This window comes from bacterium (genome assembly GCA_035530055.1).
GTDB lineage: Bacteria > UBA6262 > WVXT01 > WVXT01 > WVXT01 > WVXT01.
Genome location: DATKVN010000095.1, coordinates 40087 through 59695, shown reverse-complemented (window position 1 = coordinate 59695; position 19609 = coordinate 40087). Strand labels below are relative to the sequence as shown.

The 19609-nt window shown below is 42.2% G+C and carries 20 protein-coding genes; all 20 read right to left on the bottom strand.

Features of this window, described 5'->3' with window-relative positions; genetic code table 11:
• The coding region (locus VMW39_07525) for a hypothetical protein (protein ID HUW23864.1) at nucleotides 1-521 on the bottom strand (521 nt) is incomplete at its 3' end.
• On the bottom strand, nucleotides 521-1651 hold the full coding sequence (gene mnmA / locus VMW39_07520) for a tRNA 2-thiouridine(34) synthase MnmA (protein ID HUW23863.1): 1131 nt from the start codon (nucleotides 1649-1651) through the stop codon (nucleotides 521-523). The genes VMW39_07525 and mnmA, both read right to left, overlap by 1 nt.
• Nucleotides 1652-1699: 48 nt before the next feature.
• Nucleotides 1700-2110 carry an NIL domain-containing protein gene (locus VMW39_07515; GenBank protein ID HUW23862.1) on the bottom strand — a complete coding sequence of 137 codons (411 nt, stop codon included), beginning with the start codon at nucleotides 2108-2110 and terminating at the stop codon, nucleotides 1700-1702.
• A gap of 86 nt (nucleotides 2111-2196) precedes the next feature.
• Nucleotides 2197-3354, bottom strand: a complete 1158-nt coding sequence (locus VMW39_07510; protein ID HUW23861.1) for a homocysteine biosynthesis protein — start codon at nucleotides 3352-3354, stop codon at nucleotides 2197-2199.
• Nucleotides 3355-3418: 64 nt separating this feature from the next.
• Nucleotides 3419-4219, bottom strand: a complete 801-nt coding sequence (locus tag VMW39_07505) for a DUF6775 family putative metallopeptidase (GenBank protein HUW23860.1) — start codon at nucleotides 4217-4219, stop codon at nucleotides 3419-3421.
• Nucleotides 4216-5013: a sulfide-dependent adenosine diphosphate thiazole synthase gene (locus VMW39_07500; protein ID HUW23859.1), complete on the bottom strand. Its 798-nt coding sequence runs from the start codon at nucleotides 5011-5013 to the stop codon at nucleotides 4216-4218. Before VMW39_07500 ends, VMW39_07505 begins: the two co-directional genes overlap by 4 nt.
• Before the next feature lie 45 nt (nucleotides 5014-5058).
• Nucleotides 5059-5436, bottom strand: coding sequence for an endonuclease domain-containing protein (locus tag VMW39_07495; protein ID HUW23858.1), 378 nt, complete (start codon nucleotides 5434-5436; stop codon nucleotides 5059-5061).
• A 139-nt stretch (nucleotides 5437-5575) separates the two neighbouring features.
• Complete coding sequence (gene nifS, locus VMW39_07490) at nucleotides 5576-6745, bottom strand: cysteine desulfurase NifS (GenBank protein ID HUW23857.1); 1170 nt, start codon at nucleotides 6743-6745, stop codon at nucleotides 5576-5578.
• Between the two features lie 69 nt (nucleotides 6746-6814).
• Nucleotides 6815-7219: a SoxR reducing system RseC family protein gene (locus tag VMW39_07485; protein HUW23856.1), complete on the bottom strand. Its 405-nt coding sequence runs from the start codon at nucleotides 7217-7219 to the stop codon at nucleotides 6815-6817.
• Nucleotides 7220-7352: 133 nt separating this feature from the next.
• Complete coding sequence (cysK, locus tag VMW39_07480; protein ID HUW23855.1) at nucleotides 7353-8276, bottom strand: cysteine synthase A; 924 nt, start codon at nucleotides 8274-8276, stop codon at nucleotides 7353-7355.
• On the bottom strand, nucleotides 8266-8997 hold the full coding sequence (gene cysE / locus VMW39_07475) for a serine O-acetyltransferase (GenBank protein HUW23854.1): 732 nt from the start codon (nucleotides 8995-8997) through the stop codon (nucleotides 8266-8268). Before cysE ends, cysK begins: the two co-directional genes overlap by 11 nt.
• 134 nt (nucleotides 8998-9131) lie before the next feature.
• The gene (gene nifU, locus VMW39_07470; GenBank protein ID HUW23853.1) at nucleotides 9132-9524 is read right to left on the bottom strand and encodes a Fe-S cluster assembly scaffold protein NifU; all 393 of its coding nucleotides are present in this window, start codon (nucleotides 9522-9524) and stop codon (nucleotides 9132-9134) included.
• Between the two features lie 36 nt (nucleotides 9525-9560).
• A complete protein-coding gene (locus VMW39_07465) occupies nucleotides 9561-10022 on the bottom strand; it encodes an Rrf2 family transcriptional regulator (protein HUW23852.1) in 462 nt (153 codons plus the stop codon).
• A 318-nt stretch (nucleotides 10023-10340) separates the two neighbouring features.
• Nucleotides 10341-11336 (bottom strand): DUF362 domain-containing protein, encoded by a 996-nt coding sequence (locus VMW39_07460; protein HUW23851.1) that lies wholly within the window; start codon nucleotides 11334-11336, stop codon nucleotides 10341-10343.
• Nucleotides 11333-13624: a fused MFS/spermidine synthase gene (locus VMW39_07455; protein ID HUW23850.1), complete on the bottom strand. Its 2292-nt coding sequence runs from the start codon at nucleotides 13622-13624 to the stop codon at nucleotides 11333-11335. Before VMW39_07455 ends, VMW39_07460 begins: the two co-directional genes overlap by 4 nt.
• 6 nt (nucleotides 13625-13630) lie before the next feature.
• Entirely contained in the window at nucleotides 13631-14854 is a 1224-nt protein-coding gene (gene amrS, locus VMW39_07450) for an AmmeMemoRadiSam system radical SAM enzyme (GenBank protein ID HUW23849.1), read from the bottom strand.
• A 53-nt stretch (nucleotides 14855-14907) separates the two neighbouring features.
• Entirely contained in the window at nucleotides 14908-15618 is a 711-nt protein-coding gene (gene tatC / locus VMW39_07445; GenBank protein HUW23848.1) for a twin-arginine translocase subunit TatC, read from the bottom strand.
• Between the two features lie 84 nt (nucleotides 15619-15702).
• On the bottom strand, nucleotides 15703-16473 hold the full coding sequence (lepB, locus tag VMW39_07440) for a signal peptidase I (protein HUW23847.1): 771 nt from the start codon (nucleotides 16471-16473) through the stop codon (nucleotides 15703-15705).
• 4 nt (nucleotides 16474-16477) lie between these two features.
• Entirely contained in the window at nucleotides 16478-18316 is a 1839-nt protein-coding gene (gene lepA, locus VMW39_07435; protein ID HUW23846.1) for a translation elongation factor 4, read from the bottom strand.
• Entirely contained in the window at nucleotides 18313-19596 is a 1284-nt protein-coding gene (gene mtaB, locus VMW39_07430; GenBank protein HUW23845.1) for a tRNA (N(6)-L-threonylcarbamoyladenosine(37)-C(2))-methylthiotransferase MtaB, read from the bottom strand. Before mtaB ends, lepA begins: the two co-directional genes overlap by 4 nt.
• Nucleotides 19597-19609 lie beyond the last annotated feature (13 nt).

Here is a 19609-nt window from a genome sequence, read left to right as displayed (position 1 = left end):
ATGTTCGCCTGAGGTGAAGGGACCTCTTGAGCAATTCCCAGCGAGCCATGCAGATAGTTTATATTCATCCCGAAAGAAACTTCTGGACTATAGGGAATAGCAAAGGAAAGCGTGTATTTGTTAATGTTAATCTCTCGCTCGGAGTACAAGACGCTATCTTCTTCTCTAAAATTGGATAACGGTCGCCAGCTTAACGCTCCCAGACTACTACAAAAAGATAAATAAGTGAACCGCTTGCCCTGCAAGGGTTCTCTCTCTACAACATTCTCTCCTTTCGCTTTACTCCTTGCCAGGTCAAACATAAAAGTATATAGATTACTCTCTAAGAAAATCAGTCCCGCAGGATTCCAGTAAGGAGCATCGGCGTTGTTCACTAAAGCAACAAACGCCTCTCCCATTCCTCCCGGCTTGGCTCCTATAGGTATACCGTCGAAAGAATTATACAGAATGGGAGAAGACTCTTTAGCAAAACAGAAAATAGCCGAAAAGAATATCAAAGAAACAGTAACAAAAATTTTCACTATAATCTCCTTAAAGTTATTTCCTCTCCCCTCTGGGTAGAGGACTGAAGTGAGGGGAATTTAACTATTTTCTCTATCGTTCCTCCTCCCAGAACCACATCTCCATCATAAAAAACTACCGCCTGACCAGGAGTAGCTGAGCGCACGGGCCTTCTGAATCTGACTAACGCTTTGCCGTCACCCATAGGAGATACTACTGCTTCCTCCCCCACGTGGTTATATCTTATTTTAGCTACTACCTGCAGGTCCCCTTTTATTTCTTCTGGTGATATAAAGTGCAAATCCTTTGCAATAAGTTCCTGAGAAAATAGTTCCTGTTCAGGACCTACTACAATCCTGTTATGCTCAGGGTCGATGGAAATTACGTAAAAAGGTCTTCCATAAGCTCCGATTCCTCTCCTTTGACCAACAGTATAACAAGCTACACCCTGGTGCTTACCCAGAACATTTCCCTTAACATCAACTATCTCTCCGGGAACAGAAGGGAAGTGGGAAGATAAAAATTTTCGATAATCTCCATCTATAAAACAGATTTCTTGACTTGCTTCTTTATCAGCTACAGGTAAACCGAATTTTTTGGCAATCTTTCGCACCTCTTCCTTCCCGTAACCTCCCAAAACCATTAAAATTCGTGCCATCTGCTCTTGTGTGAAAGTATATAAGAAATAGGATTGTTCTCCGTTCCCTTTTACTCCTTTTTTCAAAAGATATCCTCGGGAGTTCTTTTCTATTCTGGCATAATGGCCTGTGGCTAAATATTGAGCTCCTAACTTTTCTGCTTTTTCCAATAGGAGCCTGAATTTTATCTCCTGATTACAGAGAATACAGGGATTGGGAGTCCTACCTCTCCGGTACTCCTGGCAGAAATGGTCGACAACCTTCTCCTGAAATTCCTTCTGGAAATTCAGGACATAAAAGGGGATTTTCAACTTGAGTGCTACACTCCGGGCATCATTGACCCCCTGTAAACTACAACAGCGATTCCGTCGGAAGGATGGATGATGAGTCTCCTCACAAAAAGGATAAAGGTACATAAATATCCCGATTACATCGTATCCTTCGTCTTTTAGTATTGCCGCTGTAGTCGAGGAATCGACTCCGCCAGACATTGCTACTACTACTCTTTTCATAATACAATACTCTCTTATGCAGACTAAAGCCTGCTACTCCTTTTCTTATTATTCGAACTCTACCTGAATGACCCCAAGAGGGCAAGCGAGTACACAGAGACCACAGAGGAGGCATCTGTTCCGATCGAATTCCAATTTCCAGCTCTCTTTATTCATGGACAGCGCCTTAGGACTGCACACAGCTATACATGCCCCACACGAAGTACATTCCTGTTCATCCAGTTTTATATCCTTAGCCAGTGGCTGGACATCAACTTTTATGTCTTCCAGATATTTCAGACCCTTGTTAATTCCTTCCTTGCCCCCTTCCAACTCCAGTACCATTTTTCCTTCCTCTTTAGGTGTGACCTGAGCGCGTAGGATATTTGGAACTAAATCGTAATCTTTAACCAGGCGGTAAATTATCGGTTGGTCAACCAATTCGGGAGGAAAAGTTAACACTATCCTCTTTTTTGCCATGTAAACCTCCTTATTGCCTACAACGATTAAGAGGAGTAGCAGAGCTTGCTCTGCGTTATTATCGCGAAACAAGTTTCGCTACTCCATTAACGTCTAATATCTAAAGGCTTAAATTTCTCATCCACCGGTAACCGTTGAATGGGCTCTTGTAAGAAGAACTTCCCTTTTTTAATCCACTCTTTCAGAATCTGAGCTATCTCCCTGGCTTTGTAAAGACTGGAGAGTGGTGCAGTAGGAACCCTCTTCTTTTTTATTTCAATTTCCCCGTTTCTTAACTCTTTATAACTTACTCTGCCCAGATTTGGTTTTTCTCTTCTGGGGACACTGTAATCAAGTATTGTAGTATATATCTCCTCATCGGAGATGGAGACAAAATGTGCCATCTCTTCATCGAGAATAGGAATGGGTATCCCCACCCCTACTGTAAGGGTAACACCATACTTGTAGAAGATTGCTGCCCTTAGAAAATCGCGGCTCATCTCTTTCAAATTGCCTATCAAACACAGGGTTCCTGCAGGAGCTATCGGTATTTTAGTTTTCTCATCCCTCTTCTGGCGGGGATTATGTTGTGTGCCTTCCCAGGCAATGTAACCCTGTGCTCCACCGAGAAATATCCTGGTTCCCACACCGATAGTGCGATATAAGGGGTCATTAATTAAAGGTGAGAGCTGTGAACAGTTACAATAATTTGCATTACCAAAGTTGGGCAAGAGAATACCCATATATGTATAGATTGTTCTATCCGATGAGTTAGTAGCTACTGAATAATTTTGATAAGCATTCCTGGGATTAAAAAGAATTGCCTGATTGATCGAGTCTAAGGTAATGTAAGAGTCGAATTCTTTTCTGGGATAACAATCCGTTCCATACGAAGTAGCTCTAAGCCTCACCTTTTTGCCTGAAATCAAATCCTCAATCACATGTGCTCCGCCATATTCCATCCATTTGGTTTCAGAAAGCTCAGTTGCTCCAATATAAGCATCAACTGCCGCCACCCCCGCATAAGCTGGAACATCATTCAGCCACACCTTCTGCATCTTTATTGGCGGATCGCTATGCCCAAAATTCAGTAAAGCTCCAGAGGAACACATTGGACCAAAGGTAGCTGTGGTTACCACGTCTACTTCCTTAGCAACCTTTTTTTCTCCCTTTTCTTTTACAAGGTCGATAACCTCTTCAGCAGTTACCACCACTGCTTCGCCATTTCTAATCTTTTCATTAATCTCTGCAAAAGTTTTAGGCATTCATTCCTCCTTATGTGAATCCAGCCCCTGCAAAAATCAGGGTCTCAGGAGCTGGATGAATCTTTTAATGGTTAATTTTCAGTCTGCCATTCCTGATGTTGTTGATTAGCATCTCGTGTTTTTTGCAAAATTCGGGCCTGGCAAGCTGGGCATTTATTACCTCTTCCTGCCAGTGTGCGTTATAGAGTCTACATTTATTATCTTCACAAAAAGGCTCGCCCGATATGTAAAAAAATAGAGACTGTATACAGTAGCCTTTCATTACTTCAGTCAGCCGCGTGTCGTCGTAGTCTATAAACTTATCTTTAAATCTTTTCTTCAGGGTAATTGTATCAATTCCCCATTGTTTCTGTAAATAGAATTCCCTGGGTTTAGCTGGAGCTTCCACGATACCCGTAGTGGAAATAATGGTGGGAAATCCATACACGCTTACCCGGGCATGGTAACGACGGTTATGTTCATCCCAGGTTCCGAATAATTGGTCTGTAAAAATAATCGCCAGACAATGCCAATTGCGTTCTTCTTCTGTTATCAAGTCCTGATATAATGTCTGGAGCTTGAAGCCGTCATAAAGTATGCCCAAACTTCTATTCTCTGAATCTTGCAGTCTCCTTTTCTCGTATTCTACCTCAGCAGTGAGTGGATCAAAAGTAGAATGGTAACTACGAAGGTCTCGAATTTTACATCTGGCTATCTCTTCAGCCAACTCTCTCAGGGAGGAATCCTCCATTCCTTTTGTAACCTGACCAATAAAATCGCCTCTAACCTCAACCTTGGCTCCACCTGAGTTCTCCTTAAGATACCGGGCTATTTCCCCGATATCTAAAGCTTCAGTCTTGCCACCATCATAAAGGAAAATTTTCATCTCTTTTTTATACCCAACTTTTCCAATACTACCTCTGCCCCTCTCTTTCCCGAAAGAAGCATTGCTCCAAAAGTAGGTCCCATGCGGGGAAGACCATAAGTAGTAGCCACAGCCATACCCACTACCACAAGGCCAGGATAGGCTTCCCCAGTATGTTCCACTACCAGGTTCTCAGACCTCTCTACCCACATTGCTCCCATACCCTTTATTTTTATTAGTCCTCTCTCTTCCAATTTTCTCACTGCCGAGGCATCGTGTCCAGTGGCATCAATCACCATTTTGGCTTCTAAGGCCACAGGGTCAACGCAGGTAATCTCACGAGGTAAATAAGATATAGGCGTCCAGTTAATCACAGCACCATTCACTTTACCTCCCTCACGGAGCACGAGGTCGTCAAAAACAGTCATATTGGCAAACTTCACACCACTGTCACAGGTAGCTCCAATAAGTTTGGAACAAGCATGAGGTCCATCTGCTACATAGAGCCCCTTGCTTACTTCCTTATACGGCACAGCCAGTTCTTCCAGGACTTTCTGTGCAGGTTCTCTCACGGTTATCTTATTCATTAAGTACCCGCCAATCCAGAAACCCCCACCAAGATAATTATTTCTCTCTACAATTAAAATTTTAAGTCCACGAGTGGCCAGTTCCTTCCCGGCCATTAATCCACTGGGCCCACCACCTATAATAAGACAATCGCTTTCCACATACTGGGAAAACTGTTTGGCAAACTCATCTACAATAGCTCGTGTAACCTCTTTTTCTCCCACTGGTGCAAATAGTTTCTTTACCATATTCTTCTCCTTTTTTTACTGAAAATATTGTCAAAAATCTTTGTTTTATTCCCTCTCCCCTTGTGGGAGAGGGTTAGGGTGAGGGGATAGTAAGAGTTTGTCCCTTATAACTTCTAAAACACCTTCTATATTTTTAAGAACATCATTATCCCAAAACCTTAGAACCTCAAACCCTTCCTCCCTTAACCACTTATCTCTTTTCCTATCTTTTGTATTTCCAATTGCATGTTGTCCGCCATCTACCTCTATTACAATCTTTCTTTTAAAATTAACGAAATCCACTATATATCTTCCTGTCGGTTGTTGCCGTCGGAATTTAAATCCTTCTAACTGATTTCTTCTTAAATATCTCCATAAATGTCTTTCTACCTCAGTAGAATTTTTTCTAAGATTCCTTCCAGTATTAACTAACTTCTTACCCAATTTCACCCCCACCTTTATCCTCCCCCATTTAAGGGGGAGGAATAAATTTATATATATCTCTTGAACCTACAAAAATATATTCCTTCCCCACTTATGAAAGATTTTTTCCTTTATTTTACAAGGCTTTTTTGACTGAATTCTATTTCTCTTTTTGATAGATGGGCGACATACTACGCAACTTTTCCACTATCTCGGGTAAGACTTTAAGAACATAATTAACATCTTCTTCATTGTTCTCCTTTCCTAAAGTGAAGCGAAGCGAACTATGGGCCACTTCAGGAGAGATACCAATAGCTTTTAGAACGTGAGATGGTTCCAGGATGCTGGAGGTACAGGCTGAACCACTGGAAGCACAGACTCCTGCTAAATCTAAATTCAGAAGCATGGATTCACCTTCTACACCTTCTACGCTCACATTTACATTTCCCGGAAGTCTCTTTTTAGGATGACCATTAAGTCTACTGTGTTTAATTCTTTTCAATATATCTTCTATTAATTTATCTCTTAAATAAGTTAAGCTTTTTTCTTCCTCTGCCATATCTTTTTGAGCGAGTGAACAGGCCTCCCCAAATCCCACAATTCCAGCAACATTTTCTGTGCTTGCCCGGCGTTTATTCTCCTGTTCGCCACCATAGAGAAAAGGAACTATCTTTGTGCCTTTCCTGATATACAGAGCTCCCACTCCCTTGGGTCCATATAGTTTATGTGCAGACATTGCCAATAAGTCTACTTTAAATTTATCCACATCTGTGGGAAGGTGCCCAACGGTCTGAACTGCGTCTGTGTGAAAATATATTCCTTTCTCCTTGGCAATCTCTGCAATCTCTTCTATCGGTTCCACTGTGCCGATTTCATTATTAGCGTGCATTACTGATACTAATATAGTTCCATCAGTAATTGCTTTCGTTACTTCCAGAGGGTCTACCAGTCCATTCTTATCTACCGAAAGATAAGTAACTTTAAATCCTCTTTTTTCCAGAAACTTGCAGGCATTAATTACCGCGTGGTGCTCAATGGAAGTGGTAATAATATGGTTTCCTTTCTTCTGATTGGCCCAAGCTATCCCACATAATGCGAAATTGTCAGCCTCGGTTCCACCGCTGGTGAAAACAATCTCTTCCGGCTGTTTAGCCCCTATCAGTCGAGCTACTTTTGCTCTCGCCTCTTCCAGGGCTCCTTTAGCTTCTCTTCCATAAGAGTAGAGGGTGGAAGGGTTACCGAAATCTTTACTGAAGTAAGGAACCATGGCTTCGGCTACTTGTGGATGGACAGGCGTAGTAGCTGCGTGGTCAAGATATATTCTTTTCATTCTATTTTCCTTTTTATTTTATCTTTTCTAAAAATATTCCCGAAAGAATTTCAAGTATATTCAATTTCTTTATCCTTTGACTATTTGAACAATTTTTGCTTCCTTACTCTTTTGAGCCTTCAATCTCTTATCGTATTGGTAGAGGAGGAAGAGGGTAGTAAAAAACCCTAGCCCTGCAAAAATAATGCCTGTCCTCTCCGTTCCCAATACAGCTCGACCCAGAAAATATCCACCAATTAAGCCAACCAGCGGAAAAAGATAGATAAGAAACGCTGCCTTTAATACCTGTTTACTCTCTACAGAAACCAGTACCTCATCCCCAGGGCGGGCTCCTAAAGAATCTTCTGCGTATAAAATCGGTTTATCCCCAGAACTCTGCAGGCATATCCCACATCGTCCACAAGCAGAAGTCCGTTCCATCTCTACCTGAGCCACTCCATTATCAATTTTTACTACTTTTCCTTTTTCTTCCATTTCAAAACATCCTAAAATTTATGAGTAGTGTAGCCCTTTATGGGCGTAATTTTTACGGGGACAAGCCTTTGGGCGACCATAAAGGTCGCCCCTACGCGACCAAAACCATTACGGGCATAAAGCCCTACACTACTCACTTAAAAAGGTCGGTACTTAAATATCTCTCGCCAGTATCAGCCAGGATAGTAACCACTGTTTTACCTTTACCTAACTTCTTGGCAACCTGCAAAGAGGCCCAAACATTGGCTCCAGAGGAGATTCCCACCAGCAACCCTTCCTCTCTCGCTAATCTCTTAGCTATTCTCTTTGCATCTTCTTCCTTAACTTTAATAACACCATCCAATAAATCCCTCTCCAGAACTTCTGGTATAAATCCTGCTCCAATCCCTTGAATTTTATGTGGACCGGGCTTGCCTCCCGATAAGACTGCGGAGCCCTTTGGTTCCACGGCAACAATTTTTATTCCTGGCTTCTTCCTTTTCAACAATCTTCCCACGCCAGTTAAAGTGCCTCCTGTTCCCACTCCTGCTACAAAAGCATCTATTCTTCCCCTGGTCTGCTTCCAGATTTCCTCGCCTGTGGTCTTATAATGGATATGGGGATTGGCAGGATTATTGAACTGCTGAGGCATAAAATAATCTCGGTTTCCCCTGACCAACTCCTCGGCCTTCCTTACTGCTCCCAGCATCCCTTGACTTCCAGGGGTGAGAACAATTTTTGCTCCATACGCCTGAAATAATTTTCTCCGTTCGACACTCATACTGTCCGGCATTACCAGAACAAGCTTATATCCTTTCACTGCAGACACTAATGCCAAACCAATCCCCGTATTCCCGCTTGTAGGTTCAACAATGGTTGCTCCTCTCTTTAAATAGCTATTCCTTTCCGCCGCTTCCACCATAGAAAGTCCAATTCTATCCTTAACGCTTCCTCCAGGATTTGCTAATTCAAGTTTTGCCAGAATATGAGCTCCCCGACCACCTCTAATACGATTTAGCTTAATCAAGGGAGTGGAACCAATCAATTCTAAAACGTTATCTGCCACTTTAAGACTCATTCTTATTTCTCTTCTCAGTAAATTCTTTTTCTATTTCTTTCTTTTTCTTCTCAACATATTTATCTATTTCGCCAGTAACGCCTTCTAAATTCTCTAATTTACTCAGCCTTTTCTCCAACAAGTCCTGTTCTTTCAAAACAAAGCGAATAGCATCGGCAACCGGGTCTGGAAGTTTTGAGTGTTCCAGCTCCTGGATCTCTTTTCCACTGAAACCCAGACCAACCCTTCCCGGTATTCCCACCACAGTTGCTCCCGGGGGAATATCGCTTAGAACCACTGATCCCGCTCCGATACGAGCATTTTCTCCAATTTTGATTGCTCCCAACAACGTAGCTCCTGCACCTACAACTACATTGTCTCCCAGAGTAGGGTGGCGCTTCTTTTTCTCCGGGCTCGTTCCTCCCAGCACCACACCCTGATAAAGGAGACAATTGTTTCCAATCTCTGTAGTCTCGCCTATTACCACGCCCATTCCGTGGTCGATGAAAAATTTTCCTCCAATAGTTGCTCCCGGATGAATCTCTACTCCCGTAATCCAGCGACTGATGTGAGAAATTAAACGGGCTATCACATACTCTTTCTTTTTATAGAAGAAATGGGCAATTCGATGAAACCACAAAGCATGGAGTCCAGGATAGCACAGTATTACCTCGAGAATGTTCTTTGCTGCCGGATCCTTCTCAAAGACTATCCGAATATCCTCTTTAATAGTTTTAAACATATCCCTCCCTTAGAAAAAGGGGTCAGAGTCATTTTTCACCTCCCTTTCGGGAGGACTCCAGACCTTTCCAAATTAAGAAATTCCTTGATGATGAACCCAGCCCCTGTGTAGGGGTTGGGTGAACTAACTATCTTTTAAACTTTGTCCTTCTTCTGTTTCTTACGATAGTCCTCTATCGCCAATTTCAAGGCTTCCTCAGCCAGCATAGAGCAATGCATCTTTACCGGAGGCAAACCGTCCAGCGCTTCAGCCACAGTCTTATTCGATATCTCCAGCGCCTGTTCAATAGTTTTCCCTCTGACTAATTCAGTAACCATGGAGCTTGTGGCAATAGCTGCTCCACAACCAAAGGTCTTAAACTTGGCATCAACGATTATATTGTCCTTAACCTTAATATAGAGTTCCATAATATCTCCGCATATAGGATTGCCTACATGGCCAACTCCATCAGGATTTTCGATCTGTCCTACATTCCTGGGATGCATAAAATGTTCCATTACTTTCTGGCTATATTGTTGAGTTGCCATTTTTTGCTCCTTCTGTATAAGGCTTAATTTCAGATTTTAAATTTGAAAGGGAAGGGGATGGACCAATCTGTGCTTTGAAAGTTTCACGCCCTCTCTACATAAGTCCTCTAACGTGGCGCTGTCCAGCACTTCGTTTATCTTGTTGGTTAATCTTTTCCATAAGACATAAGGAACACAGGTAGAAATGCGTTCACATAAATCTTTCGAATTTTGCGGCTGGACACAATGCGCTGCAGCTATAGGCCCCTCCAGAGCCCTAACAATATCACCAACTTTAATCCCTCCTGGCTGAGAGGTTAATAAATAGCCTCCCTTCGGACCACGGACACTCTTAATTAGTTTGGCATGCCGAAGACGGACAAACAGTTGTTCAATGTAATTCTTGGAAATTCCCTCTCGCTTAGATATGTCTCGGATAGAAACCGGCCCCTGACCATAGTGGAGGGCAAGGTCGAGCATGCACCTTACTCCATACTCTCCCTTACTGGATAATAACACGATTCCTCACTCCTTTTCTTCCTTAGACTACATTTTCCATATCTGACTTTCTACATAAATTAATTCCTAAAATAATTTAACAAATCTGACTAATTTTGTCAAGTATAAAATTACTTCCACTAAAGCGGAAGTTTGGTTATCCGCGAATAGAAGTGGCACTCTAAAGAGTGCCCAACCAGATAGCTCTATGCATTTGGAGTCCGCCCGAAAGGGCGGGAGGTATACGACCTTGCTTTCGCAAGGACTCCAGCCTACTGGTTGGTCGCCCTTTCCCGACCCCGTTCCGGTTTCGGGACGGGACAGAGTGACGGAAAAATTTTAGCTTAGCAATTGTTTTCGAATCTTCTCTTCTTCAGGGATACCATATGTCTTGAGGATAATTTCAGAAGGACTGTTTATGCCCAAGCCTAATTCAACTGCTCTTTTGATTTGGGGCTGGTCCCAAACACTCTTCTTCTGAATTTCCTCAATGGTACCCAGTGTCTTAAGTAACGCCAGCCCAGTAACATCATTAGCCACTAAATCCGAGGTGGCCATTACCAAACCGGGCCGAGCTATATCTCCATGAGAAGGTCCACCGGAAACGAAGACCTTTGTGGCATCCATCACCAAAAAGGAAGGTTTCCTTGCCAAGTGAATCTCGCTGAGCATGCTAGCAAAATAGTCTTTCTTTTCAAGATGAAGATATTTTCTGTCAGAAGGAGGTATCAAGCCTACCCAATTTTTTATGCCCATAGTGAAGTCAGCAATAATATGAGTCTTTGCTACTGGCAGGCTAATTATGTGGTCAACCTGTTTCACCAACTTGGGTATGCGAAATCCATTGGGCCAATGGTAAGAATTTTCTGGATTAACTTTTACATAATCTCCTTTACTGAAAACGACTACCTCCGCGCCTCCTTTAACAGCAGCTTCATATATACCTACTTTCTTCATCGCTTTTAAAGTATCCCACCAGGGATTTGAACGGTCGGCAACGATTATTCTTTTGGCTCCTTTCTCCCTGACCATGTTCACCACCTCGAATACTACCTCTGGGTTGGTTGTTCCAGGATGGGGGTCATCGGAATTAACGTTTGGCTTAATCAGGACAGACTCTCCCGATTTGATGAAATCTAACCCACCGGCTAAGTTTATAGCCCGGCGAACCGAATCGGCTATTGAATCACCTCTGGCTATACCAACTAAAACAGCAGAAGTTTTTGCCCGCTGTTTTAAAGGAAGAAAGTTCCCCAGGAAAACAGTGGTCCCCAGGAGAGATACCATTTTCAAGAATTCCCTTCGGGAAAATTTTTTTTCAAAAATATCACTCATGATAATGTCCTCAAAGTACTCCCAGCTCCTCTCAAAAGAAGAACCAGGCTTACCAGATTCAAAAGCGCCACCATCAAACAGACCGCGGGAATACCCAGAATCGGCAGAAGAAAAACGCTCACCAAAAGAGCGCCCAGGCAGGAACTGAAAAGGTCAACACCATAAGTAAGTCCCGCTGCCCTTACCAATCCTCCCCTGGATTGAAGATATAATTTATTGGCCAGGGGAAATTGGAATCCGCCAATGAAACCAGCAATTATGGGAAGAAAAGGCAGGATAATGTTTGAACCCAGATATGTACTAAATTTTCCCGATGAGCCAGCAAAACCTAAAAATATGAAGGGGAGAATCAGGGGATAAATGCATATATAAATCTGAGCCTGTATGAAATTCATAAAATTGCCCTGACCTTTTTCGATAATTTTGCTGGCCCACCAGCCACCAAAAATTAGCCCAATCATAAAGGATGTAAGAATTATGCTCAATTTATAGTATACATAACCGTAGATAATCTGAAAGGAAAGCAAAGTTAAAACTTGGAACGTTATCTCGGCAAACCCTGTGGTTGCCACAGCAGTAAGAACAGCTACAGGCCGAACTTCGTCTCTTGACTTTCTCAACCAGATGGGTAGAAGAATGGCGCAGTAGATTAAGATGGCAGCAATATAGATTACTTTGGGAGAAATTTTCTTAAAAATTCTTGCCAGAGAGAACTTGAAATGTGTAGACCAGAGCACCATATCATAATAGTAAGATATGGGACGAAAGTCGTAATTGAGCATAACCTTTGGTAAAGGCAGAAGTTTCCCTTCCAGATAGTCAATCCTTTCATCCGATAACTCGCTCGCCAAATAGTATTCCCGGACATATTTTGCTTTCACTTTTCTCTCATTTAGCCTTTCCATAAGTCTCTGATAATCGAGAGTAAGAACTCCCTTACTCTTACAGCCCAAAAAGTAATTGGTATCTCCGGGAATAACTCTCACTTCAGCAAAAACCTTCTTTAAGGATTCATTAAGCGAAACCAGAAGATTTCGTTGCTCTTCACTGATGTAATTGGGCGAGGAAGTAATTCCAAAAAAGAGTATTCCTTTCTCTTTTAAGATTTTTCTTGCGTCTTTAAAAAATTCGAAAGTATAGAATCTATTTATCTGGGCGGTAAAGGGCTGGGGAAGATTGACGATAATAAGGTCATACTTACTGGAAGTTCGCTTAATGAACAATCGACCATCTATATTTTTCACCTCCACTCGCCTATCATTCAAGGCATACTCTTCTGTGGAACAGAGGTACTCTTTTGCCAGGGTAATCATTAGAGGATCCAATTCCAGGTAGTCGACTTTTTCTACAGGATGTTTGAGAATTTCCTTTAAAACCCCACTTACCCCTCCACCAATAAGTAAAACCTTTCTTGGTTGTGGATGCTCCAGAAGGGCAAAATGTGCAATTCTCTCACTGGTCAACTCATCGGGAACGGTAAAGTTATAAAGTCCATTGTTGAAGAAACTATAGGTGTTATCCTTCTGGATAACAGTAATGTTTCCGTATATAGAATTTCTAGAGGTCAATGGATGGTAAGTTCTCCAGCGCAATTCCAGAGAAGCCTGACGCAAGTCTCCAACTTTTCCAAAAGAAAAAAGACTCAAGCTCAAAAGAATCAGTATAGAAGTTGGAAGAAGGAGAAGAGACTTCTTTTCTTCCAGGAACCACGTTAAGGAAAAGGCAACTCCCAGATTAAGGAGACCTATTCCCAGCATAATATAAAGTGGCGGCAGTACCCGGATTAAAAGAAGGCTGGAGAGAAGTCCACCTGCTGTAGCACCTATTGCTTCCAGCACGTAGACATAGCCGATATGTTCTGGACCTTCTCTCTCTTTGGGTGAGTAGATGCGACATCCCAGAACGAAGAGAAACCCTAAAAGCAGGGATGTAGGAGCAAGAATAGCCAGACTCGAATATGTCATGGGAAAAAACCCGATGATTTCTCCGGGTGAGGTCTTGAGGAGGAGAGGTATGGCTCGAGCAGCAAAAATACTTGCAGGAAGGAATAATGCTAAAAGGAGTTCTGCGAAAACAAAAAAGGCAAGTTTATATCTGATCCGTTCAACAAAGAACCTGCCAATTCCCCAGCTTCCCATAGCTACCCAGAATAGCCAACCCGCCAGAGTAATACCTAGAGAGAGTTCGTTGCCATAAAAGACAACCATTAACTCTCTCATTAACACAATCTGGGAGGCCAGGGAGGTAAAGCCTATGAGAATCAAGCCCAAAACGAGGTATTTTTTCACTTCTCCCTATCCTAAATATTTCGATACTTTTAGTGAGGGAAGTTCTGTCTTTTTCCTGACCTTTTCTTCAGGCCATACACCTGGAACTGGCTGGCCACAAAATTTACATTTTCCTCCAACAACATTATTCTCCAGGATTTGATAACCCTTTCTGTGGATAAGGAGTTTTCCATCTTGGGGACAATAGGTATTCTCACCAGGATGGCCAGGCACATTTCCTATATATACATACTCCAAGCCCACTTTCAGGGCCACTTTTCTCGCTTTCTCCAATGTGCTTACAGGAGTTGGTGAGAGATTCTTTAATTTATAGAGTGGATGGAACCTGGAAAAATGGAGAGGCACTTCCTTCCCTAAATTATCGCGTATCCACAAGCACATCTCTTTTATCTTTTCCATACCATCATTATAAGGTGGGACAATGAGGTTAGTAATCTCAACATGCACTCCTTCTTCTTTTAGCGTTTCCAGGGTATTCAAAACAGGCTTAAGAGTTGCTCCACAAAGTTCTCCATAAAATTTCTGAGTAAACCCTTTCAGGTCTACGTTTGCTCCATCAAGATATTTGCAAATTTCCTTTAAAGGTTCAGGGTTGAGATATCCATTGGAGTGATAGATGTTCTTCACTCCCCTCTCCCTGGCAATTACAGCCGTATCGTACATATATTCATAGAATATAGAAGGTTCCGAATACGTATAAGCTATTGTAGGACAGTCATATTTGATAGCCAAATCGACTACTCCTTCCGGAGGCAATTCATAATTTACTGTATCCTCGGGAGGGAACTGTGAAATCTGCCAATTCTGGCAGAATTTACACCGCAAATTACAGCCAGCCGTGGCAATGGAGAAGGCAGCTGTTTGAGGCAAAAAGTGGAAAAGAGGTTTCTTCTCAATGGGGTCAACGTGAATGGCACAGGGATTACCATATACCATTGAATAATGCTTACCTTCATGTGGCTCCCTGGAACGACAGAATCCTCTCATTCCCTCTGAAAGTGTGCACCTCCTGGGGCAAAGCTGACACTGAATTGTCGTTTCATCCAGCTTTTTGTAAAACATCGCCTCTCTCTGGGAAATAAAACCTTTCTCGCCACTTTTTGGCCTGGAGGCAGCAGCTTTCAAAATATCAACGAGCAAAGGAACCGACGCCAGAGCAACGCCGCTAAAAGCACACATTTTAAAAAATTCTCTCCTGGATAATTTCCTTCTATAAAAATCCCCTTTCATCCTTAAAATACCCCTATAATTATGGTTTTTATATAAACTTTTCCTTCGTCTCTCTAGTGAGCGACTATCTTTGTAAGCCAGATGCTCACTTCATAAAGAATCAAAAGAGGCACTGCCAGGAGAATTTGAGTGAAAACATCGGGTGGAGTAAGAATGGCAGCTAAAACAAAAATGGCTATAATGAACACCTTCCTTTTCTTTGCTAAAAACTGGGGGGTTACTATGCCCATCCTGGTCAGAAACAGAAACACCAGTGGTAACTCAAAGACGATACCAAAGGCAAAAATCATTAGAGTAATGAAAGATAAGTATTTGCTTATGGAAATCATGGGCTGCAAAAAACTACCACCGAAACTGAGCAAAAATCTTAAACCTACTGGAATGACCAGAAAGTAAGCAAAGCTTGCCCCACTCAGGAATAGAAGTAGCGAAAATGGACTGTAGAAGAGTAAATACCTCTTTTCTTTCTTTTTTAAACCTGAGGAAACAAATTGCCAGACCTGATAAGTTATCATCGGCAAAGCAAATATAATCCCACCAAATATGGCAACTTTCAAGGTTATGATAAACGGTTCTTGCGGTGCTATAAACACTAAGGGATGGGGGAAAGGCCTTTTCAAAAAGGTGAGAATCTTATCAGAATAGAGGTAACTAAAGATTGAACACCCTAGAACTGTAAGGATGCAAATAATGAGTCTTCTTCTCAGTTCTTCCATATGCCCTATTAGACTCATTTTAAAAGGGGACAGGCTACTTTTTTTCATTCTTTCCCCGCCCTTTCCCTCGGCCTGAAAATGGGGTCAGCTCTATTTTTCACATTTTTCAAAAATAGAACTGACCCCATTTTTTTATCTGATTACCCTTACCCTCTTTGGTGGCCAGTATAAGAAAAGCGTTTTTCCTTTAATCCTCCCTCTCTCTAAGGGACCCCAAAAACGGCTATCATAACTGTGGTCGCGGTTGTCACCCATCACAAAGTAGAAATCTTCCGGAACAACAAGGGGGCCAAGATTGTCACGGTTCCTATACATAAGAGGCATCTGCCTAGAGTTGGGATAAACCTTTTCATCTGTATAAATAGCGTATTCTTCCTCCTGTAGTTCACCATTAACATAGACTTTCTTATCTTTTATCTCAATTGTATCGCCAGGGACTCCGATACATCGCTTAATGAAATCCTTCTTGGGGTCAAGGGGAAACTGAAATACGACTATTTCTTTTCGCTTGGGCTCCTGAAGGGGAAAGATGTATTTCTTACTGAAAGGAATATGGACTCCGTAAATAAATTTTGCTACAAAAATGTGGTCTCCAATCTTAAGTGTATCCATCATAGAACCAGAGGGTATCTTAAATGCCTGAATAATAAAAGACATTATTACCCATGCTAATACCACTGCTACAAGCCCGGTGTTCACCCACTCTTTGGTCATGTTAACTTTATTTAGGAACTTCTCCTTTGCCCTTTTGGTAATCCACCTAAGCAATAAAGTCTCCACACCCAAAATTCCGGCAACGATTAACATTTTGAGCTCGGTCTGCATTTCCGGTAACTTAAAGAAGATAAAAAGTATAACTACAATTGTTATACCAGTACTTAGATAATACAAAATGGACACCATTTCCTTACTCCTCCTCATTAAATTTTAAGAAAGTTAGAAAGGCCTCCTGGGGAATGTCTACTTTTCCTAATCTTTTCATTTTTTTCTTGCCTTCCTTCTGTTTTTCCAGAAGTTTCCTCTTTCTGGTAATATCTCCGCCGTATAACTTGGCAATTACATCCTTGCGGAAAGCTCTAATTGTTTCCCGAGCAATGATTTTATTTTCGATTTTGGCTTGAATGGGCACAGGAATCTGCTGTCTGGGAATTACTTCCTTTAACTCCTTAGCAATTTTCTGTGCTCGATAAAATGCCTTTTCCCGGGGAAGAATTACAGAAAGGGCCTCCACCGGTTGGTAATTTATCAGTATTACCAATTTTGCCAGATCTCCTGCCTTATAACCGATATGCTGATAATCGAGAGAGGCAAATCCACGGCTGACCGACTTCAACCGGTCATAGAAACCGGCTATCATTTCCGCAAGGGGCAATTCGTAAGTCAAAATTACTCTTTGAGGATTTATATATTTCATAGAAATAAACTTTGCCCTTCTTTTCTCCATAAGTTTCATTACTCCTCCCAGAAACTCACCGGGCAGAATAATGGTCACCCTGACGAAAGGTTCGGCGATCTCGGCAATCTCATTTTCTGGCGGAAGGTTGGCTGGGTTATTTATATAAACTGTTTCCTCTTCTTCCTCCGGGGAAGCCTTTTTCTTTTTCTTTCCTCCCTTAACTTTCTTTATTCGGTAAACCACATTGGGAGCAGTGATAACCAGATCCAGGTCATATTCTCTCTCCAGGCGCTCCCTGATTATATCCATGTGCAGAAGTCCCAAGAATCCACAGCGAAAGCCATAGCCAAGCACTGAATCCTCCGCCTGGTACTCAAATGAGGCATCGTTTAGCCCGAGCCTTTCCAGAGCTTTCTTCAAATGTTCGTAATCTCCACTATCCACAGGGTAGAGCCCACAAAAGACAAAAGGCTTTACCTCCCTTAACCTGCCATAAGGCTCTGCTTTTGGCCTCGAAGGGTCGGTAATTGTATCTCCAATTTTCACACTATGTATATCTTTTATACCAGCAACCAGATACCCTACTTCGCCAGCCTCAAGGCTGGGAGCAGATACCATCTTTAGATGGAACACGCCCAGTTCATTAACTTCAAAAACTTTTCCTGTAGACATCATCTCTATTTTCATTCCCTGGCGTAGGGTACCATCGAATACTCTTACATATATAACTGCTCCCCGGTAAGGATCGAAGACCGAGTCGAAGACCAGTGCAGAAAGTGGTCCATCAGGAGAGCCACGAGGAGGAGGAATCTGGTGAACAATCGCTTCCAGCACCTCTTTTATCCCTTTTCCCAACTTAGCACTTGTCTGAAGAATATCCCCCTCATCAACATTCATAATCTTCATAATTTGACGTTTCACACTTAATATATCTGCATTTGGTAAATCGATTTTATTTATCACCGGAATAATCTTTAGATTATTTTCCTTAGCCAGATGGGCATTTGCCAGGGTCTGGGCCTCAACTCCCTGGCAAGCATCAACAACCAGAAGAGTCCCTTCACAGGCAACAAGACTCCGTGCCACTTCATAGGTGAAATCGACATGTCCCGGGGTATCAATTAGATTCAGAATATATTTCTTACCATCACTGGCAACATAGTCGAGTCTGATTGCTTTTGCCTTTATGGTAATTCCTTTCTCCCTCTCCAGGTCCATATCGTCCAGAACCTGGTCTCTCATCTCCCTGGCACTTACCGCCTTGGTAAACTCTAAAATCCTGTCGGCAAGAGTAGACTTCCCATGGTCTATATGGGCAATAATGGAAAAGTTCCTTATGTCTTCCCTCAATGTAGAATCTCTCCTATGGCAAATTCACAGTTTACATCGTTAATCCTCACAGAAATCAACCTATTCAACTCAGCCTCGCTTACCGGGGCGAGGACTCTAATGTAGTTACCTGAGAAACCGGAATGGAAGGCTCTTCCGTTCTCCCTTTTTCCCTGCACTTTTCGTTCAAAGAGAATCACTAGTTCCTTGTTCAAATATTCCCGGTAAAATTTTTCTCTTAGTTCTTTTTCTAAATTATCGAGTATCCTGCTGCGCCATCTCATTTCAGAAGCAGAGACTTTCCCGGGTAATCTACTGGCCAGAGTGCCCGGCCTGGGAGAGAACCTGAATATGTGCATCTTAGAGAAACTCATCTTGTTCACAAAATCATAAGTATTGTAAAATCTTCGTTCTGTTTCACCAGGAAATCCCACAATCAAATCAGTAGAAATCCCCACATCAGGGATACTTTTGCGCACCATTTCCATAATCTTTTGATAATCCTGAGTCGTGTATTTCCGATTCATCAGCTTCAACATATGGTCATCGCCACTCTGCAGGGGAATATGGAGATGGTGGCATATTTTGGAAAGAGACTTCATTGCTCCGATGAATTCTTCATTAATATGCAAAGGCTCAATTGAACTAATTCTTATTCTCTCTAGCCCCGGTAAACAGTTGAGCTTCTCCAGAAGAGGAATGAGCTGGTGATAACTCCCCAAATTGATGCCGCAAAGGACAATCTCTTTATACCCGGAATCCAAGAGCCTGTTAACTTCGTTTAACACCTCACTAATGGGTCTGGAGGAAACCTCCTTTCTCACATAGGGAATGATGCAGTAGGAACAGAAAGACCTGCAGCCATCCTGAATTTTTACAAAGGCGCGAGTGTGGTGAGGAAACTTGCTTATCAATTTAAGCTTTTTGGGAGATTCTCTGGTCTTTTCTATTGCAAAAGCTTCTTTTGCTAAACATTCTGCAATATGCCTCTTCTGGTAGTTATCAAAGACCTGACATTGAGGAGAAATTCTTTTTAACTCCTGGGAGCTCCTCTGGGCATAACATCCTGTAACCACTATTTTTGCCCTGCGGTTTCTCTTGAGAGCAGAACGGATATACTCACGGCACTTCTGGTCAGTCCTCAGGGTAACGGTGCAAGTGTTAATCAGATAATAATCGGCAGTCTGAGAAAAGGGGACTATCCTAAACCCTCTCTCTGCTAACTCTTCTTCAATAAGGGCTGTCTCATACTGGTTAACTTTACATCCCACAGTATATGTAGCAATACTCTTTTGTCTCATATTTACCTACTCA